Here is a 19088-nt window from a genome sequence, read left to right as displayed (position 1 = left end):
CCCTCAGGAGGCCAGGTCCAGCACATCCCGGGCGCGCTGCAGCGCCACGGTCGAGGAGTAGATCAGGGCCGCGTCGGCGGCGCCGGCCACCCGGAGATCCAGGGCCTTGGCAAAGGATTCGACGGCGGCGGCGTTGTTGCCGGCGGCGAAGTACGAGCGGCCCAGGTGCTGCCGGACGGAGGCCTCCTCGGGGGTGCCCTGTGCCTCGGCCAGCAGCTGCCGGTAGAGTTCGACGGCGCGGTCGGAGCGGTGCGAGACCCGCAGCACCTCCGCCTCGAACATCCGGAGCCGGAAGGAGTCGGGGTCCTTGTACCGGGCCTCGGCGAGCAGCTCGGCCGCCTCCCCGGGGTGGCCCTCGACGAGCCGGACGAAGATCAGGTCGGTGGGGTCCTGCGACGCGGCGAGGGCGTCGGCGCAGGCCTCCTCGTTGACCAGTTCCGGCATGAGCGTGCGCGGGTTGATCCGGATGCCGGGGAAGCCGGCATCCGGCCACTCGCTCGTGCCGCCGTTGTCGCTGATCATCAGGAGGCAATCTCCTGGTAGGCGGCGAAGAGCAGCGAGGTGTCCGGGACATCGAGGATTCCCGGGCGTCCGACGCCGTCGAGCACCACGAAGCGCAGCAGGTCGCCGCGGGACTTCTTGTCCCGGCGCATGCCGTCCAGCAGTGCCTGCCAGCGGTCGCGACGGTAGGTGGTGGGAAGGCCCAGGCTCTCCAGGATGGCCCGGTGCCGGTCGAAGTCGGCGTCGCTGAGCCGGCCGACGCTGCGGGCAAGTTCCGCGGCGAACATCATGCCGACGGAGACGGCGGCGCCGTGCCGCCAGGAGTAGCGTTCGGCGAGTTCGATCGCGTGGCCCAGGGTGTGGCCGTAATTCAGGATTTCGCGCTGTCCGGTTTCCTTGAGGTCCTCGGAGACCACGCGAGCCTTGACCGTGATGGCGCGTTCGATGAGTTCGCGCAGAACCTCCGAGCGAGGGTCGGTGGCGGCCGCGGGGTCCTTCTCAATCAGGTCGAGGATGGCCGGGTCGGCGATGAAGCCGCACTTGATGACCTCGGCGAGGCCGGAGATGATCTCGTTCTTCGGCAGCGTGTCCAGGGTGTCCAGGTCGGCCAGGACGCCGGCGGGCGGGTGGAACGCGCCCACCAGGTTCTTGCCCTCGGCGGTGTTGATCCCGGTCTTGCCTCCGACGGCGGCGTCCACCATGCCGAGCAGGCTGGTGGGCATGTGGACCACCTTGATGCCGCGCAGCCAGGTGGCGGCGACGAAGCCGGCGAGGTCGGTCACCGCTCCCCCGCCGACGGCGACGATCGCGTCGGAGCGGGTGAAGTCGTTTTGGCCGAGGACCTGCCAGCAGAAGGAGGCGACCTCGATGTGCTTGCCCTCTTCGGCGTCGGGGATTTCCGCGGTCAGGGCGGTGAAGCCGGCGGTGCCGAGTTCCTCGCGGACGGTGTCGCCGGTGAGCCGCAGGGCGCGCGGGTGGATGACGAGGACGCGCTTGACCCGCTCCCCCAGCAGCGCCGGGAGGCCGGCGAGCAGGCCGCGGCCGACGACGACGTCGTAGTTCTCCGACGCCGACTGGCCGGTGACGGGGATGGTGGTTGATTCGTTGCTCACAGTTCCACTTTCTTTGTTGCCGCCGGGGCCGCCGCGGCGGTGCCGGCGGGGCGCCGGAGCGCATCTTCAAGTCGGTGTGCCAGGTCCGCTACGGATCCGTGGCGGACGTCCAGGACGATGTCGGCGAGGCGTTCATAGACCGGTTGGCGGGTGGCGAAGAGGGTCCGCCAGCGTTCCATGGCGTCCCCGGCCAGCAGCGGCCGGCCGGAGTTCCGGGCAATCCGGTCCGCCACGGTGCCGGCGTCGCATTCGAGGTAAACCACGGTGCAGCCGGCGAGCAGCTGCTGGGTGCCGGAGTCCAGCACGGCGCCGCCGCCGAGGGAGATGACGGTGGGCGAGTCGGCGGCGTCCTCCACGGCACGGGACACTGCCCGGGCTTCCATCTCACGGAAGGCGCACTCGCCGCGGCTGGCGAAGATGTCCGCGATGGCGCCGTGCTGACTGACCACCTCGGCGTCGGTGTCGATGAACCGGGCGCCGAGGTGCTGGGCCAGCTGCTGGCCAATGGCGGACTTGCCGACGGCCATCGGCCCGATCAGGACGATCGGGCGCCGGCTGCCGGCCTGCCGGCGCGGCGTTTCACTGGCAGGCACTAGTGGCCGATCGAGTCCAGGGACGCCGGGATGTTGTCCAGGTAGCCCTTGAGGTTGCGGGCGGTCTCGGCAACCGAGTCACCGCCGAACTTTTCGGCCACGGCCTCCGCCAGGACCAGCGCCACCATGGCCTCGGCGACGACGCCGGCGGCCGGGACCGCACAGACGTCGGAGCGCTGGTGGTGGGCCTTGGCGGCCTCGCCCGTGGCGACGTCGACGGTCTTGAGCGCCCGGGGCACGGTGGCGATCGGTTTCATGGCCGCGCGTACGCGCAGGACGTCGCCGATGCTCATGCCGCCCTCGATCCCGCCGGCGCGGTTGGAGGTGCGGATGATCCGGCCCTCGGAGTCCTTGACGATCTCGTCGTGGGCGGCCGAGCCGCGCCGCGAGGCGGTGAGGAAGCCGTCGCCGACCTCCACGCCCTTGATCGCCTGGATGCCCATCAGGGCGGCGGCCAGGCGGGAGTCCAGCCGGCGGTCCCAGTGGACGTAGCTGCCCAGTCCCGGCGGCAGGCCGTAGGCGAGGACCTCGACGACGCCGCCGAGGGTTTCGCCCTCCTTGTGGGCGGCGTCGACCTCGGCGACCATGGCGTCGGAGGTTTCGCGGTCGAAGCAGCGCAGCGGGTCCGAGTCGAGGGCCAGTACGTCCGAGGGCACCGGCAGGGGCTTGCCCTCCGGGACGGAGACGGTGGCGATGGAAACGGTATGGGAGACCAGCTCGATGCCGAGCTGGGAGAGGTAGGCCGCGGCCACCGAGCCGAGGGCCACGCGGGTGGCGGTCTCGCGGGCGCTGGCGCGTTCCAGCACGGGGCGGGCCTCGTCGAAGCCGTATTTCTGCATGCCGGTGAAGTCGGCGTGGCCGGGACGGGGCCGGGTCAGCGGTGCGTTGCGGGCCTGGTCCGCGAGGGTCTCCGGGTCCACCGGGTCCGCGGACATGATCTGTTCCCACTTGGGCCATTCGGTGTTGCCCACCTGGATGGCGACGGGGCCGCCCTGGGTCAGGCCGTGGCGGACACCGCCGAGGATGCTGACCTCGTCCTGTTCGAACTTCATCCGGGCGCCGCGGCCGTAGCCGAGCCGGCGACGGGCAAGGGCCTCGACGATCCGGGGACTGCTGAGTTCGACGCCGGCGGGGACGCCTTCAATAATTCCGACCAGTGCCGGGCCATGGGATTCACCGGCGGTCAACCAACGCAACATAGCTTCCATCCTGCCATGTGCGGCACTTAGAACACCCGTCGAGGTGCCCCGACTGCGTCACACATCACATCTATGACTTCGGCGGGCATCGGCCCGTCGACGGCGGCGAAAAGCCGGACCTGCTCGATTGCCTGGTAGAGCAGCATTTCCAGGCCGGGGACCACCGTTCCGCCGCCCGCGGTCCATGCCGCGGCGATCCGGCTGGGCCACGGGTCGTACGCCGCATCTAGCAGGATGCCCGGCGTCGCGGCGCCGGCGGCGGCAAGGTCCGCCCCGGTTCCGTCCGCGGCCCGCGGGGGCAGGGTGGAGACCACGACGTCGAAGCCGGGGAGTTCACGGGCGGCCTCGGTGAGGGGCCGGAACTGCAGGTCGATGCCGACGCCGGCGGCGGCGGCGCGGACCTCGGCGGCCCGGCCGGCGTCGCGGACGTAAACGGTGGCGGAGGCGGTGCCGAGCTCGCGGAGGGCGGCGACGGCGGCCGCGGCCGTTCCACCCCCGCCCAGCACGGCGGCCGACGGCGCGTCCCGGGCGCCGGCGTAGCGGAGGGCGTTGACGATGCCGGCGACGTCGGTGTTGTACCCGACGAGGCGCGGACCTGCGGGCCCGGGCTCGAATGCGACGGTGTTGACCACGCCGAGGGTCTCCCCCACGCCGCGGACCTCGTCCACGGCCGCGGCCATGGCGGCCTTCAGCGGCATGGTCACGGACAGGCCGCGCCAGCTGTCATCGGCGCGGACCGTCGTCAGGAACCCGGGCAGGGCGTCGACGGTGACGTCGATCGCCTCGTAGCCGATGTCCGCGCCGAGCGCCGCGTAGGCTGCCCAGTGCAGGGCCGGGGACTTCGAATGCCCGATGGGGTGGCCGAGGACGGCCGCCCGTCCGGTCACACGCAACGGTTCGGGTTGGCGCTGCACCAGGCGTTGTACTTGGCCACGTTGACGTTGTGCTCCGCCAGTGTCTTGGCGAACAGGGTCTCCTTGGTGTCCAGGTTGACCGTCACCCAGTAGAGGTAGTCGTTCGTCTTCGGCTTGGCGGCGGCGTCGATGGCGGTCTTGCCCGGTGAGCCGATCGGACCGGCGGGCAGGCCCTGGTTGGCGTAGGTGTTGTACGGGTTGGACTTGTCCGCCTTCTGCGCCTCGTCGATGTGGAAGCTGCGGATACCCAGACCGTAGGTGACGGTGGCGTCGGACTGGATCAGGCCGCCGGTCTCGGTGTTGTTCGGCTTGAGGCGGTTGTAGATGGCACCGGCGACGTCACCGTACTCGGCCTGGCCGCCCTCGGCCTGGACGATGCTGGCGACAGTCAGGACGTCGTACTGCTTGGCCGGGTCGGTGATGCCCTGGGCCTTCAGCTCGTCCAGGGTGCTGCCGACCAGCTTGGTCAGGACGTCCTTGGCGGAGGTGCCCAGCGGGAACCGGTATTCGCCGGGGAACAGGAAGCCCTCAAGATTCTTGGCCTTCGCGGGAACCCCGAACTGTGCCGGGGAGTCGCTGAGCGCCTTGAGTTCCGGGACCGGCACGCCGGTGCCCTCGGAGATGGCCTGCAGGGATTCGTTGATGCGCATGCCGGCGCTGAGGGCGAAGTACATGACCTTGCCGCTGCCCTTGTTCAGCAGGATGTTGACGGCATCGGTGTTGTTCATTTCCTTGCGCATGCTGAAGGTGCCCGGGGTGAGGGCGCCGCCGGCAGCGACGAAGGCTTTGACGAAGTTGTCCGGGTTGGCGATGACCTGCTTGGCCTGCAGGTCCGCGGCCACGGACTTGGGGCCTGCGCCGGCGGGCACGGTGATGGTGACCTCGCCGGTGCCGGGGCCCGGGTAGTCCGCCACGGTGTTGCCGCCGAGCAGCGGCTTGATGAACTGGGCGCCGACGACGATTGCGACGACGAAGACGGCGAGGGTCAGGACCAGGGCCAGGAAGCGGCGGCGGCGCCGGACCTTCTTGGACGGGCCCTTGGCGACGGGGATGCTCGCGGCGCCGATCAGATCGCGGCCGTGCTCCTCTTCGTCGTGGTGGTCTTCGAGGGGGTGTTCGGCGTAGGCCGCGTCCTCGTGGTGATCGTCGTAGTAGGCGCCGCTCTCGGCGGCGTGGCCGTATTGCAGGGCGTCGGCGCGGCGGAGGGTTTCCTCGCGGGAGAGGCCCCCGGCGTATTCGTGGACTGGCTCGTGGGCCGCGTCGTCGTGCAGCTCCTGGGCCGGCTCCTCGTGGGCGGCCTCTGCGAAGGCGGGAGCCGCGTAGCCGGCCTCGTGGTGCGCCTCTTCGGCGGGCACGGGCTCGACATGGACGGGCTGCTGGGCCGGTTCGTGCACGGGCACCTGGTCGGTGTGCGCGTCGTGGACCGGCGCTTCGTGGACCGGTTTCTCAGGCACGGGCTCGGCGTGGACCGGCTCCTGCTGCACGGGCTCGGCGTATACGGGCTCCTGGTGCACGGGCTCCTGGACAGGTTCGTGCACGGGCTCCTGGCGGGACGGCGCCTCGGGGGCGTCCTGCTCCTCCTGGCCCGTGACATAGGCCTGCGGCGGGACGACTTCGTGGTTCTGGGTCGCCAGGAACTTCTCCTGGGCCCGAATTTCCTTGCGCGTCAGCGGGCGGTCTGCGCCGCCAGTGGCAAAACCAGAGGACTCGTCATTGTTGACCGGGCTCACTGTAGCCTTCCATTTCGGGCAGAATGCGTTGTGCAGAATGCGCGTCTAAGTCCGGGGCGGCCTGAGCGCCGCCACCGGTCGGCCCCGGCTGCGGGTCCGCGCTGACGCGGCGACCCACTTCCGTCCCCCTGGCCTTTTGCATATCGATTGCGTGTTGCAGTATCCCTGCGGCCGCAACCTGATCAACCACTTTACGGTGGTCGCGGCTGCTCATGCCAGCTTGGTGCAGGTCCCGGTGCGCTGAAACGGTGCTCAGACGCTCGTCAACCAGCCATACGGGAATGTCGGCGTCGGCCGCCCGCAGGGTACTGACCAGTAGCTTTGCATAGTCGGAGGCCATTGTCGCGGAGGCGTGCTCCTCCCCCTTCATGGTGCGGGGCAGGCCGACAAAAATTTCCACGACATCGCGCTCGAGCGCCTCCCGGACCAGGATCCTGACGTCCGAGGCCTTCTTGGCGTCACGCTTGAGCGTCCGGAGCGGGGTGGCCAGGATGCCGTCAGGGTCACACACGGCCACTCCCACGCGGACGGTGCCGACGTCTACCCCGAGCTTCACGCCCCGGAGGTAGCCGCCGGGCACCATAGCTTCAACCATCCGCGGCCTTTAGCGCTTGGTGATGGCGTCGACGACGGCGGTCAGGGCAGCCCCCACCTTGCTGGCGTCGGTGCCGCCGCCCTGGGCGACGTCGTCCTTGCCGCCGCCGCCACCGCCGAGAATGCCGGCGGCCAGGCGGACCAGCGCGCCGGCCTTGACCCCGGCCTCACGGGCGGCCTCATTAGTGGCCACCAAGATCACCGGGCGGTCGTTGCTAACTCCGGCCACCGCGACGGCCGCGGCGTCGGAGCCGAGCCGGGTGCGCAGGTCCAGGGCCAGGCCGCGCAGGTCTTCCGCGCCGCCGATCTGTCCGGCGTCGTGGGCGATGACCTTCACGCCCGAGGCGTCCTTGGCGGTGCCCACCAGCTGCGCGGCGGCAGCGGTGAGCTGCTCCTTGCGGAGCCGCTCAAGTTCCTTTTCGGTGGCCTTGAGCTTGGCGAGGGTGCCGGCGATGCGCTCGGTGAGCAGGCCGGAGGGCACCTTGAGCATGTCGGTGAGCTCGGTAACCAGGGCGCGTTCGGCGGCGAGGTGCCGGAAGGCGTCCATGCCGACGAAGGCTTCGACGCGGCGGTTGCCCGAGCCGACGGACTGCTCACCCAGCAGCGACAGGCTGCCGATGAGTGAGGTGTTGGACACGTGAGTGCCGCCGCAGAGCTCGCGGGACCAGGCGCCGTCGATCTCCACGACCCGGACCTCGTTGCCGTAGTTCTCGCCGAAGAGCGCCATGGCGCCGAGGGCCTTCGCCTCGGCCAGGCCCATGATCTTGGTCTCAACCTCGTAGTTGTTGCGGATCGCGATGTTTGCGACCTCCTCGATCTCCGAGCGGGTGGCCGTGCTCAGGCCTTCGCCCCAGGAGAAGTCGAAGCGGAGGTAGCCGGCCTTGTTGAAGGAGCCGCGCTGCAGCGCCTCCGGCCCGAGGATCTGGTGCAGGGCGGCGTGCACGATGTGCGTGCCCGTGTGTGCCTGCTCGGCGGCGTGCCGGCGTTCGCGGTCGACGGCGGCGAGGACGCGGGCGTCGGCGCCGATTTCACCCTCGCGGACGATCGCCTTGTGGACGCTGAGCCCCTTGATGGGGCGCTGCACGTCCAGGACCTCGACGACGAAGCCGTCGCCGGTGATCAGGCCGGTGTCGGCGGCCTGGCCGCCGGCCTCGGCGTAGAACGGGGTCTCGGCGAGGACGAGTTCGATCTCCTCGCCGGTGGCGGCGTGGCCCACCTTGCGGCCGTTGGCGAGGATGCCGCGGACCGTGGACTCACCGGCGAGCTCGGTGTAGCCGGTGAAGACGGTCTCGCCTGCGGTCAGGAGCTCCTGGAAGGCGCTCATGTCCGCGTGGGCACCCTTCTTGCCCTTGGCGTCGGCCTGGGCGCGCTGGCGCTGTTCCAGCATGAGCTTGCGGAACTCGGGCTCGTCGACCTTAAGGCCGGCTTCCTCGGCCATTTCGAGGGTCAGGTCGATCGGGAAGCCGTAGGTGTCGTGCAGCGCGAAGGCGTCGGCGCCGGAGAGCGGGCGGCCGGCGGACTTGGATTCCTTGACCGCGTCCTCAAGCCGGGCGGTGCCGGAGGCGATGGTGCGCAGGAACGCCTTCTCCTCGGCGTAGGCGATCCGGCTGATCCGGTCAAAGTCGGTCTCCACGATCGGGTAGACACCCTTCATGGCATCCCGGGAGGCCGGGAGCAGCTCCGGCAGGCAGGCCTTCTCTACGCCGAGCAGGCGCATGGAGCGGACGGCGCGGCGGATCAGGCGGCGCAGCACGTAGCCGCGGCCTTCGTTGGAGGGAGTGACGCCGTCGGCGATCAGCATCAGGGCCGAGCGGATGTGGTCGGCGACGACGCGCATGCGGACGTCGTCGGTGTGGTGCGGGTCCTCGGGGGTCTCGGCGGAGGTGTAGGCCTTGCCGGAGAGCTCGGCGGCCTTGTCGATCACGGGGCGGACCTGGTCCGTCTCGTACATGTTCTCGACGCCCTGCAGGATCATCGCGAGGCGTTCCATGCCGAGGCCGGTGTCGATGTTCTTCTTGGGCAGTTCGCCGGTGATGTCGAAGTCCACCTTGGAGCGGACATTGTCGATCTGGTACTGCATGAACACGAGGTTCCAGATCTCGATGTACCGGGTCTCGTCGGCCAGCGGGCCGCCCTCGATGCCGTAGGCGGGGCCACGGTCGTAGTAGATCTCGGAGCAGGGGCCGGCGGGGCCGGGCTGGCCGGTGGACCAGTAGTTGTCCGACTTGCCCATCCGCTGGATGCGCTCGGCCGGGACGCCGGTGTTCTTCAGCCAGAGTTCCTTGGCCTCGTCGTCCTCTTCGTAGACGGTGACCCAGAGGCGCTCCGGCGGCAGTCCGTAGCCGCCGTCGTCAACGCTGGTGGTCAGCAGCTCCCAGGCGAACTTGATGGCGTCTTCCTTGAAGTAATCGCCGAAGGAGAAGTTGCCGCACATCTGGAAGAAGGTTCCGTGGCGGGCGGTCTTGCCCACCTCTTCGATGTCGCCGGTGCGGATGCACTTCTGGATGCTGGTGGCACGCGAGTAGGGCGGCTCCTCACGGGCGGTGAGGTACGGGATGAACGGGACCATGCCAGCCACCGTGAACAGCAGGGAGGGGTCGCTGGAGACCAGGGAGGCGGAGGGCACGGCAGTGTGTCCCTTGCTGACAAAAAAATCGATCCAGCGCTTGGTGATCTCCTGCGACTTCATAACCTGGTTACTAACCCTTCAATAATTCTTTACAACGTAGGTGGCGACGCACCGGTGGCATCGGGTGGTTCGGTGGTGGCGGGTGGCCTAGCGGCGCAGCGCGTCCCGGGCGGGGGCGGCGGCGTCGTCGACTCCCAGCGCCGAGCGCAGTTCGCTCTCGCGGTCGCGCATGCCGGTTCGGACGGCGTCGGCGAAGTCGTAGACGCTGTCGGCCAGGCGGCCCACGGCGCGATTCATGCCTTCGGGGCCCAGCGCGGTCTGCGCCTGGGTGATTTTGCGGAACGCGATGACGCCGACGGCGACGCCGATGCCCATCCAGAGAATCCTGTTCATGTCAGCTTCTTTCAGCGGGAGCGGGCCGGGTCAACGGCTGCGGCGGCCGGAGGAGGGCTTTTTGCGCGCGGAGAACGCCGAGCGCACGCCGTAGCTGAAGGCGGCGACCTTGATCAGCGGCGATCCCACGGTGGCCGCGACCAGGGAGGACAGGGCGGAGAGGTTCGCGGAGGCGTCGGAGACGTTGGCAGCGATCCCGTCAACCTTCTTCAGCTGCTGGTTGGTGGTGGAGACGGTGGCGGTGACCTCATCCATGAGCGGGGTGGCGCCGTCGCTGAGCGAGCGGATGGTGCTGCGCACCTCGTCGAACACTCCCCCGAGCTTCAGGATCGGCACGGCGAGCAGCAGGACCAGGAGTGCAAACACCCCGGCCGCGATCAGGCCGGCAATATCGCCACCAGTCATAGACGTTCATCTCCTTGAAACTCCGTGGATTACTGCGGGGCCGCCCCGCCATAATGCGTGGCGGCGGACTCCCTCAAGTACCTTACCTACAAAGAAGCCCGCGGCGCTTGCCACGGGCTTCTTTGTAGGTCTCGCGTTGGATCTAGCGTGCGTAGAATTCCACGACGAGCTGCTCTTCGCAGGTCACGGGGATTTCGGAGCGCTTCGGGCGGCGAACCAGGCGTGCCTGCAGGGACTCGAGCTTGACGTCCAGGTAGGCGGGAACCATCGGCAGGACATCGCGGTGCGCGCCTGCTGCTGCCACCTGGAACGGAGGCATGGTTTCGCTGCGGCTGTGGACGTGGACCAGCTGGCCCTCGCCGACGCGGAACGACGGGCGGTCAACGCGGACGCCGTCAACCATGATGTGGCGGTGCACAACCATCTGGCGGGCCTGGGCGATCGTGCGGGCGAAGCCGGCACGCAGCACGAGGGCGTCGAGACGCATTTCGAGCAGTTCGATCAGGTTTTCACCGGTCAGGCCCTTGGTGCGGCGTGCTTCTTCGAAGGCACGGGTCATCTGGGCTTCACGGATGCCATACTGGGCGCGCAGACGCTGCTTTTCACGCAGACGAACGGCGTAGTCGGAGTCCTGCTTCTTGCGGGCACGGCCATGCTCACCGGGGCCGTACGGGCGGCGCTCCATGTACTTGGCGGCCTTGGGGGTCAGAGCAATGCCGAGTGCGCGCGAGAGGCGTGCGGTACGGCGAGCACGAGTGTTGTTAGCCACTTGTGTCCTTCCAATATCTGCGGTGTGTCAGTGTTACTGGCCTCCACGATGGAGAGCATCGGCCAACCGCTGCCTTTTGCTACTGGGCGCAGAGCCAACCCGCAGAGCATCGTGACAGCCGAAACTGCCGCGAGTTCAGAGGATTATGCGTCCGTGCCTTGCCAGACAACGTTCAAGACTATCACGGCTCAGCTGCCGCGGATGATCTTCCGCAGCCGCTCCAGCCGGGTGGAGATGTCCCGTTCGGCGCCGTTAGCGGTGGGCTGGTAGTAGTTGCGGCCCACCAGGTCATCCGGCGGGTACTGCTGGGTGGCGACGGCGTGCGGGGCGTCGTGGGCGTACTTGTACCCCTTGCCGTGGCCCAGCTGCTTGGAGCCCGGGTAATGGGCGTCGCGCAGGTGCGCGGGGATGCCGTTGCCCATCCCGGCCCGCACATCGGCAATCGCCTGGTTGATGCCGAGGTAGGCGGCGTTGGACTTCGGCGCGGTGGCCAGGTGCACCACGGCCTCGGCGAGGATGATCCGCCCCTCCGGCATGCCGATCAGCTGCACCGCCTGCGCGGCGGCGACGGCGGTCTGCAGGGCGGTGGGGTCGGCCATGCCCACGTCTTCGGCGGCGGAGATCACGATGCGGCGCGCCACGAACCGCGGGTCCTCGCCGGCCTCCAGCATCCGGGCCAGATAGTGCAGGGACGCATCCACGTCGGAGCCGCGGATGGATTTGATGAAGGCGCTGGCGACGTCGTAGTGCTGGTCTCCGGCGCGGTCGTAGCGGACCGAGGCGACGTCCAGGGCGCGTTCGGTGTGCTTGAGCTCGATGCTGACGGGCGCGCCGTCGGCCGGGGCGCCGTCGACGTCGTCCGCGTCGCCGAACGCGACGCCGGCGGCCGCCTCGAGCGCGGTCAGGGCGCGGCGCGCGTCGCCGCCGGAGAGCCGGACGAGATGCGCCAGGGCCTCCCCCTCCAGGGATACCGAGCCGCCCAGGCCGCGGGGGTCCTCGACGGCGCGCAGCAGCAGGCCCTCGATGTCCGCGTCGGTGAGGGGCTTGAGGGTCAGCAGCAGGGAGCGCGAGAGCAGCGGGGAGACCACCGAGAAGGACGGGTTCTCCGTGGTGGCGGCCACCAGGACCACCCAGCGGTTTTCGACGCCGGGCAGCAGCGCGTCCTGCTGGGCCTTGTTGAAGCGGTGGATCTCGTCCAGGAACAGGACCGTGGTGGTCTTGTAGAGGTCCCGCGCGGTCAGAGCCTCGTCCATCACGCGGCGGACGTCCTTGACCCCGGCGGTGATCGCCGAGAGCTCCACGAATTTCCGCCCCGGGCCCTTGGCGATCACGTGGGCCAGGGTGGTCTTGCCGGTGCCGGGAGGGCCCCAGAGGATCAGTGAGCTGGGGCCGGCCGGTCCGGTGGCGTTGCTGCCGGCGGCGAGCTGCCGCAGCGGGGAGCCGTGGCCCAGGAGGTGCTGCTGGCCTACGACGTCATCCAGGGTCCGCGGACGCATGCGGACGGCCAGAGGACTGCGCGGGGCGGCTCGGCCGGAGCCGTGGGACGAGTGGCCGCGGGCGGAGTCGCCGTCGCCTGACTCATCGCCGAAGTCGTCGGCGTCGGAGTCGTTGTTCGCGGACGCCTTGTCCTGCCCTGCACCAAAGAGATCATCCACATAGATAGGCTACTTCTAGTTCCGGACGGTCCCCGCACGGCCGCCGACCGCCCTCACGCTTCCCGCCCGCCCATTCCAAGGGAGATCCGCTATGCCCAGCCCCGAGTCACGTGTGGCCCGCGTCCCCGGGGAGCGGCTGGCCGGCTGGGTGGAGCGCTTTGCGGCCAGTCACGGAAGCCTGGAGGAGTCCGACACCGACGACGGGTTGCTCCTGCGCGCCGCCGACGGTGCCGAGGCGCTCCTGCAGGCACCCTGGCCCGCGGACGGGCGTCCGGGCCGCGGCGACGACGCGATCACCCGGCTGGCCGGTCTGGCCGCGCAGCCCCGGCCGCTGGGCCTGGTGCTGGTGCGCCGCGGCGGTTATTCGGTGGCCGTCGTGACGGAGGGACGGGTGCTGGCCTCGAAGACCGGCACCCGGCACGTGCAATCGCGCACGGCCGCCGGCGGCTGGTCGCAGCAGCGCTTCGCCCGGCGCCGGTCCAACCAGGCCGACGCCCTGGTGGAGGCAGTCGCGGCGCACGCGGCCCGGATCTTCGCCGAGCACCGCATCGAGTACCTGGTGCCCGGCGGGGACCGGACTCTGGCGGACCTGGTGCTCGCCGAACCGGTCCTGAAGCGTTACGCGCCGCTGGCCCGGCTGGCTTTCCTGGATGTCCCGGATCCGCGGGCGGCCGTGTTGAAGAAGGCCGCCGCCGACGCGTGTGCCGTGCGCATCCAGGTCACCGACCCGCCACGCTAAGCGGGCAGTCTGAGTGGGTCTCTGTCGTCCCGGAGAAAACGCTCTGGGAATCCAACCAGGGCGCATCGTCCGGTTCACCAGGCGGCCACTTGTCCCATTCCGGAAAAGGGTCTTCCAACAACCCTTGCAGCAGATTTACTCCGTGTTTTGGCCAAGGGTCCTGTGGAGCGCTCGCTTCGGCCTCCCACCCGTCCGCTTGGGAGCTGCGCCACTCCACAGCCACGGCGGCCGGTGGCCACTGGGGTGGTTCCCAGTCCTGGTATTCGCTGGCGTACGTCCGGCCGGCGGGTGATGTCCACCCGGGCGGGTGGTTTGCCCCGGCGGCAGTCGGTGCCCAGGCGGTGGTGTGCTTCAAGCGATGGTGTTTGCGACAGGGCTGACCCAGGTTTCTGACGCCGGTGCCGCCGCCGTCGGCCCAGGCCAATAGGTGGTCGGCGTCGTTGTCCAGGGAAGCGTTGCTGCAGCCCGGAAATGGACACTTACCGTCGCGGAGTCTGAGCCACTGACGCATTGCCTTAGGAACGCGGTAGCTGGTCCGCCCGATCTCCAACGGGGCACCGTCGCGCGGATCGGTCAAGACCCGGCGAAACGAGTCGGCACCGTCCGCTATTAGTCGGCGGGCCATCGACGGTGGGACCGGCCCGTGTCCATCGAGAATGGCCGGTTCCTCGGTGGCGCCGAGCAGGGCCATCACGGGGACGGTTATCAGGACCTGCGCCCGCGGCGCCGGAACCTCCCCGGAGGGCGGGGCGCCGGGTGCTCCATCCTCGGCAGTTCCTGGGCCGGTACCGCTGCTGAGCAGCCAGGTCGCTGCAACGTCAGCCCGGAGCTGCCCCAACGTCCGTTGCTCGTCCGGCGCCTGGAGGGTGCGGGCTGCAGCGGTGGTCCGCTCCCAGATGCCCGAAGCGGTGTCGGCGGGAAGGTAAGCCGACAGCCAGGCCATGCCGTCCCGGTCCGGGCAATATTCAACACGCCGGTTCTCGACGCCTTTGGCATGGCGGGTTTCGATGCTGACCGGGTGGTGGCGTTCGCGCCAGCTGCGTGCCTTGGCCCGGAACCGTCCCGGGACGAGTTCTCCGGCGGGACAACCGCGGGCGGGAGTGGGTGCATCCGGGTCCAGGAAATGGGCTTCCAGCGCCGCCGCGCCGGCCTGGTCAATGTTCGCGGTTTCGTCGACCATGATCCGTGCATGCTGCCAGGAAATCGTCCCGGCCCGCAGGGCGGCCAGGGTCAGTGGCAGCGCCGCTGTCAGCGCCCGGGCCTCAGAGATCAGGGCACCGGCGGCTCGCTCGCTGACGGTCAGGACGCAGGCGATCTCGGCAACAGTAGACATTTCCCGCGCCGTGCATTCCTGAGGGGACCGTGCCGGCGGCGCCAGAGCCTCGGCCGCTCGAGTGTAGTCCGCGATCAGCCGCACCTTCAGCGCCGCCATCCGGGCTTCCCACCGGGCAGACTCGGCCAGGGCGTTCAGACAGTCGTCGGCCAAGTTCCGCAGCGGGTCTGCGGAATCGACGCCGCCATCCAAACCCGCCGCCACCGCGTCGGCGGACCCGATGAGGGCCGTCAGGGCCTCACGGGTTTCAGCCGACAACGCTGTTGCGCCTTCCATAAGCCCACATTAGGTCCAGGCACTGACATTAAACGGCGGGCCAGGACGGCTGTCCGTTGGGTGCGAGAACCGGCGGCTGTCGGACGCGAGGACACGGAGGCAAGGCCAAATAACCCCCTGCAGACTGACCGTGGTCAGCGGTTAGTCGTCAGCAGCCGGTCAGGGCGCGGCGCGGGCGGTCCTGCCGGTAGAGGTAGCGGCCGGCCAGGGGGAACCCCTCCCGGGCGTAGAGTTCCCGCGCACCGGCGTTGGCCGCCGTCACCAACAGCCAGCAGTCCCGTCGGCCCCGGGCCTCCGCCTCGCACAGGAGGGTCCGCAACACCCGCCCGGCATAGCCGTTGCGCCGGGCATCCGGCCGGGTGGCCATCCCGTAGATCCCGGCCGCTGTAGCAGCGGCCGCGTCGGCGTCGTCTACGGGGAGGGCCAGGCGTCCGACGGCGGCGGGCTCCCCGTGCTCGTCCCGCACCAGCGCGTACAGCGACGGGCAGCCCTCCAAAACGGTTCGGGCCACCGGCAGGTTCTCCGGGCCGCCCCGGCCGTCGACGCTCCACCAAAGCCGCAGCCATTCCTCCGAGGGGTGGTCCAGCACCTCCATATCCGACTCCGGAGCAGCCTCCGCGACTCCTTCCGCCGCATTGCCACTAACCTGGCGGGTCAGGATCAGCGTCTCGGACTGCCGGGTGAAGCCCTCGGCGTCCAGGAAGGCGTTCAGCGTCGCATGGCCGGGCCCCTCGAACACCTGGAAGATCAGCGGCAGGCGGCGGTCGCGGTACCAGCGCCGAGCCTCGGCCAGGGTCCTGCGCAGCGCCTCCGGGTCCTCCCACGGCTCACGCGGCCAAACGGAATTGGCACGCTGGGTCACGCCGGAGGCGGCGCGCAACACCCAGCCGCCGGCCCCGGACCGCTCAGATGCCGGCCACGCGGCGTCCATCAGCCACTCCAGCCGCGGCACAAGCTCCGGCATCAACGGTCTCCTCCCGGCGGCATCGCTGCCAGCCATCAGTCCACTGAAAAAGCAGCAGCGGCTCCCCGGTGTCCCGGGGAACCGCTGCTGCCAGCATCCAAAAAGCTACTTGGCGCCGTCGTTCTTCGGGGCCTCGGCCTTCTTGGCCTCGGGCTTGAAGTCGACCCCGGCCTCCTTGCGCTGCTGGGCCGTGATGGGCGCCGGCGCGGCGGTCAGCGGATCGTAGCCGTTGCCGGTCTTCGGGAAGGCGATGACGTCGCGGATGGACTCGACGCCGGAGAGCAGAGCCACCACGCGGTCCCAGCCGAACGCGATGCCGCCGTGCGGGGGCGCGCCGAACTTGAAGCCCTCGAGCAGGAAGCCGAACTTCTCCTGCGCGTCCTCGTGGGAGAGGCCCATCACCTTGAAGACGCGCTCCTGCACGTCGCCCTGGTGGATACGGATGGAGCCGCCGCCGATTTCGTTGCCGTTGCAGACGATGTCGTAGGCGTAGGCCAGCGCCGTCTCCGGGTCGGTGTCAAAGGTGTCCATGAATTCGGGCTTGGGCGAGGTGAACGCGTGGTGCACCGCGGTCCACTGGCCGCCACCCACGGCGACGTCACCGGAGGCGACGGCGGCCGCGGCCGGCTCGAACATGGGGGCGTCGACCACCCAGCAGAAGGCCCAATCGGCCGGGTTGATCAGGCCGGTGCGGTGGCCGATTTCCACGCGGGCCGCGCCGAGCAGGGCCCGGGACGGGGTCTTCTCGCCGGCGGCGAAGAAGATGCAGTCGCCCGGCTTGGCGCCGACGGCGTCGGCCAGGCCGGCGCGCTCGGTCTCGTTGAGGTTCTTGGCCACCGGGCCGGCGAGCTCGCCGTCTTCCTTGAAGAGGACGTAGGCCAGGCCCTTGGCGCCGCGCTGCTTGGCCCATTCCTGCCAGCCGTCCAGGGTGCGGCGCGGCTGGGAGGCCCCGCCGGGCATGACGACGGCGCCGACGTAGGGGGCCTTGAAGACGCCGAAGCTAGTGTCCTTGAAGAACTCGGTCAGTTCGGTCAGCTCCTGGCCGAAGCGCAGGTCCGGCTTGTCCGAGCCGTAGCGGGCCATCGCGTCGTTGTAGGTGATGCGCTGGATGGGCGTCGGGATCTCGACGTCGATGAGCTTCCAGAGCGCCTTCACGATGCCCTCGCCGAGGCTGATGATGTCTTCCTGCTCGACGAAGCTGGCCTCGATGTCCAGCTGGGTGAACTCCGGCTGGCGGTCCGCGCGGAAGTCCTCGTCACGGTAGCAGCGGGCAATCTGGTAGTACTTCTCGAAGCCACCGACCTGGAGCAGCTGCTTGAACAGCTGCGGCGACTGCGGCAGCGCGTACCAGGAGCCGGGGGCCAGGCGCGCGGGGACCACGAAGTCGCGGGCACCTTCCGGCGTCGAACGGGTCAGCGTCGGGGTTTCGATCTCGACGAAGCCTTCGCCGTGCAGCAGCTCGCGGGCCACCCGGTTCGCCTCGGAACGCAGGCGCAGGTTCCGGGCGGGGCCGGGGCGGCGCAGGTCAAGGTAGCGGTGCTTCAGGCGGGCTTCCTCGCCGACCTCGACGTGCTCATCGATCTGGAACGGCAGCGGCTCGGAAGTGTTCAGGACCGTGACCGTCTCGGCGATGACCTCGATCTCGCCGGTGGCCAGCGCCGGGTTCTCGTTGCCCTCGGGACGCTGGGAGACGGTGCCCGTGACCTGCAGGACGTACTCGTTGCGCAGGCCGTGGAAGACCTCTTCCTCACGGACGACGACCTGGGCGACGCCGGACGCGTCGCGCAGGTCCACGAATGCGACACCACCGTGGTCACGACGCCGGCCGACCCAGCCGGCGAGGGTTACGGTTTGTCCAATGTGCTCGGAGCGAAGGGATCCGAGGTCGTGTGTGCGCAGCACAGCTCGCCTTTCAGAAGGAAAACAGGGTGGTATTAAATGGGACCGCTACGGGAACGGTCCCGTCCGAGTTTACCCGTTGGAGAGGCCACGCCCGCCATGGCGCAAGCAATCCCCGAACCCGCCCGGCTGCAGCGCCGCCTGGGCGTGGTCGATTCGACGGCGATCGGGCTGGGGTCCATGCTCGGCGCCGGCGTTTTCGTCGTCGTCTCCCCCGCCGCGGCCCTGGCCGGTCCCTGGCTGCTCGTAGCGGTGGCGGTAGCCGGCGTGGTGGCGTACTGCAATGCGGTGGCGTCGGCCCAGCTGGCGGCCCGGTACCCGTCCAGCGGCGGTACCTATGTGTACGGCCGGCAGCGGCTGGGTGAGTGGCCGGGCTTCCTGGCCGGCTGGGGTTTCGTGACCGGGAAGACGGCGTCCTGCGCGGCGATGGCCCTGACCTTCGGGCACTACGTGGCGCCGGGACTCGCGACGCCGCTGGCGGTGGCCGCCGTCGTCGTCCTGACCGGCGTGAACCTGATGGGCATCACCCGCACCGCGCTGGTGACCAAGATCCTGCTGGCCGTGGTGCTGGCCACCCTGGCGCTGGTGGCCGCCGCGGCGGCCGCCGGGCCGCACGCCGGCGGCTTTACGGGCATCGACGCCGGCGGGGGCCTCGGGGACGGCTCCGCCTGGGGCGTGCTGCCCGCGGCGGGGCTGATCTTCTTCGCGTTCGCCGGGTACGCCCGGATCGCGACCCTGGGCGAGGAGGTCAAGGATCCCGCCACGACCATTCCGCGCGCGATCCTTGGCGCGCTGGGCGGGGCGTTCGTGATCTACCTCGGCCTCGCCGCGCTGCTGCAGTGGCAGCTTCCGGCCGGGCAACTGGCCCGCTCGACGGCGCCGCTGCTGGACGCCGTCGCCGCCTCGCCGCTGCACGGGTTCGCCATGGTGGTGCAGTTCGGCTCAGCCGCGGCATGCTTGGGCGCGCTGCTGGCCCTGATCACCGGCGTCGGCCGGACCACCCTGGCAATGGCACGCGAACGGGACCTGCCGACGGTGCTGGCGCGGGTGGGCGGCGGCCACGCGGTCCCGTTCGTCGCCGAACTGACGGTCGCGGCGGCGGTGATCGTGCTGCTGCTGACCTCGAACGTGCTGACCGTCGTCGGGTTCTCCAGCTTCGGTGTGCTGGTCTACTACGCGGTGACCAACGCGGCCGCCTTCACGCTTCCCGAACGTGCCTGGCACGCGCCGCGCTGGCTGAACGTGCTGGGCTTCGCCGGCTGCCTGGTGCTGGCAGCCACCCTGCCCGCGGCGTCCGTGTCCGTCATGGCGGCCCTGTTGGCCGCCGGCGTCGTGGTCCGGCTGCTGGTCCTGCGCCGCCGGGGGCGCGCCGCCAGGGCCTAG

Annotated in this window: 17 protein-coding genes; 2 read left to right on the top strand and 15 right to left on the bottom strand. The window is 69.9% G+C overall.

The window, feature by feature from the left end:
- Positions 1-3 precede the first annotated feature (3 nt).
- The 12 genes from ABC337_RS16460 to ABC337_RS16405 all read right to left on the bottom strand — a co-directional run bounded on the left by ABC337_RS16460 (position 4) and on the right by ABC337_RS16405 (position 12494).
- Positions 4-522, bottom strand: coding sequence for a tetratricopeptide repeat protein (locus tag ABC337_RS16460; protein ID WP_412883040.1), 519 nt, complete (start codon positions 520-522; stop codon positions 4-6).
- Positions 522-1613 (bottom strand): 3-dehydroquinate synthase, encoded by a 1092-nt coding sequence (gene aroB / locus ABC337_RS16455; protein WP_412883041.1) that lies wholly within the window; start codon positions 1611-1613, stop codon positions 522-524. The genes ABC337_RS16460 and aroB overlap by 1 nt, the downstream gene beginning before the upstream one ends.
- Positions 1610-2206 (bottom strand): shikimate kinase, encoded by a 597-nt coding sequence (locus tag ABC337_RS16450; RefSeq protein ID WP_412883042.1) that lies wholly within the window; start codon positions 2204-2206, stop codon positions 1610-1612. Before ABC337_RS16450 ends, aroB begins: the two co-directional genes overlap by 4 nt.
- Positions 2206-3405: a chorismate synthase gene (gene aroC / locus ABC337_RS16445; protein ID WP_412893293.1), complete on the bottom strand. Its 1200-nt coding sequence runs from the start codon at positions 3403-3405 to the stop codon at positions 2206-2208. Before aroC ends, ABC337_RS16450 begins: the two co-directional genes overlap by 1 nt.
- Before the next feature lie 26 nt (positions 3406-3431).
- Positions 3432-4292, bottom strand: a complete 861-nt coding sequence (locus ABC337_RS16440; RefSeq protein ID WP_412883044.1) for a shikimate dehydrogenase — start codon at positions 4290-4292, stop codon at positions 3432-3434.
- On the bottom strand, positions 4289-6049 hold the full coding sequence (mltG, locus tag ABC337_RS16435) for an endolytic transglycosylase MltG (protein ID WP_412883045.1): 1761 nt from the start codon (positions 6047-6049) through the stop codon (positions 4289-4291). Before mltG ends, ABC337_RS16440 begins: the two co-directional genes overlap by 4 nt.
- Positions 6030-6644 carry a Holliday junction resolvase RuvX gene (ruvX, locus tag ABC337_RS16430; protein ID WP_412883046.1) on the bottom strand — a complete coding sequence of 205 codons (615 nt, stop codon included), beginning with the start codon at positions 6642-6644 and terminating at the stop codon, positions 6030-6032. The genes mltG and ruvX overlap by 20 nt, the downstream gene beginning before the upstream one ends.
- A 9-nt stretch (positions 6645-6653) precedes the next feature.
- The gene (gene alaS / locus ABC337_RS16425) at positions 6654-9332 is read right to left on the bottom strand and encodes an alanine--tRNA ligase (RefSeq protein WP_412883047.1); all 2679 of its coding nucleotides are present in this window, start codon (positions 9330-9332) and stop codon (positions 6654-6656) included.
- Between the two features lie 87 nt (positions 9333-9419).
- A complete protein-coding gene (locus ABC337_RS16420; RefSeq protein WP_290257736.1) occupies positions 9420-9665 on the bottom strand; it encodes a DUF6167 family protein in 246 nt (81 codons plus the stop codon).
- 30 nt (positions 9666-9695) lie between these two features.
- Entirely contained in the window at positions 9696-10070 is a 375-nt protein-coding gene (locus ABC337_RS16415) for a DUF948 domain-containing protein (RefSeq protein ID WP_290257735.1), read from the bottom strand.
- A 142-nt stretch (positions 10071-10212) separates the two neighbouring features.
- Positions 10213-10839 carry a 30S ribosomal protein S4 gene (gene rpsD, locus ABC337_RS16410; protein ID WP_290257734.1) on the bottom strand — a complete coding sequence of 209 codons (627 nt, stop codon included), beginning with the start codon at positions 10837-10839 and terminating at the stop codon, positions 10213-10215.
- Between the two features lie 188 nt (positions 10840-11027).
- Positions 11028-12494 carry a replication-associated recombination protein A gene (locus ABC337_RS16405; protein WP_412883048.1) on the bottom strand — a complete coding sequence of 489 codons (1467 nt, stop codon included), beginning with the start codon at positions 12492-12494 and terminating at the stop codon, positions 11028-11030.
- Between the two features lie 91 nt (positions 12495-12585).
- On the opposite strand from ABC337_RS16405, the gene ABC337_RS16400 reads away from it, so the two are divergent.
- Complete coding sequence (locus tag ABC337_RS16400; protein ID WP_412883049.1) at positions 12586-13233, top strand: acVLRF1 family peptidyl-tRNA hydrolase; 648 nt, start codon at positions 12586-12588, stop codon at positions 13231-13233.
- Here the strand turns inward: ABC337_RS16400 and ABC337_RS16395 are convergent.
- The 3 genes from ABC337_RS16395 to aspS form a co-directional block, all read right to left on the bottom strand.
- Positions 13214-14842, bottom strand: coding sequence for an HNH endonuclease signature motif containing protein (locus ABC337_RS16395; RefSeq protein ID WP_412883050.1), 1629 nt, complete (start codon positions 14840-14842; stop codon positions 13214-13216). The genes ABC337_RS16400 and ABC337_RS16395 overlap by 20 nt on opposite strands.
- Positions 14843-14990: 148 nt before the next feature.
- The gene (locus tag ABC337_RS16390) at positions 14991-15806 is read right to left on the bottom strand and encodes a GNAT family N-acetyltransferase (RefSeq protein ID WP_412883051.1); all 816 of its coding nucleotides are present in this window, start codon (positions 15804-15806) and stop codon (positions 14991-14993) included.
- A 105-nt stretch (positions 15807-15911) separates the two neighbouring features.
- Entirely contained in the window at positions 15912-17708 is a 1797-nt protein-coding gene (aspS, locus tag ABC337_RS16385; protein ID WP_412883052.1) for an aspartate--tRNA ligase, read from the bottom strand.
- A 96-nt stretch (positions 17709-17804) separates the two neighbouring features.
- Here aspS and ABC337_RS16380 point away from each other — a divergent pair, with 96 nt between their 5' ends.
- On the top strand, positions 17805-19088 hold the full coding sequence (locus tag ABC337_RS16380) for an APC family permease (RefSeq protein WP_412883053.1): 1284 nt from the start codon (positions 17805-17807) through the stop codon (positions 19086-19088).

This window comes from Arthrobacter phoenicis (assembly GCF_047238215.1).
GTDB lineage: Bacteria > Actinomycetota > Actinomycetes > Actinomycetales > Micrococcaceae > Arthrobacter.
The sequence above is the reverse complement of the archived record's forward strand: the minus strand, read 5'-3'. Positions and strand labels throughout refer to the sequence as shown.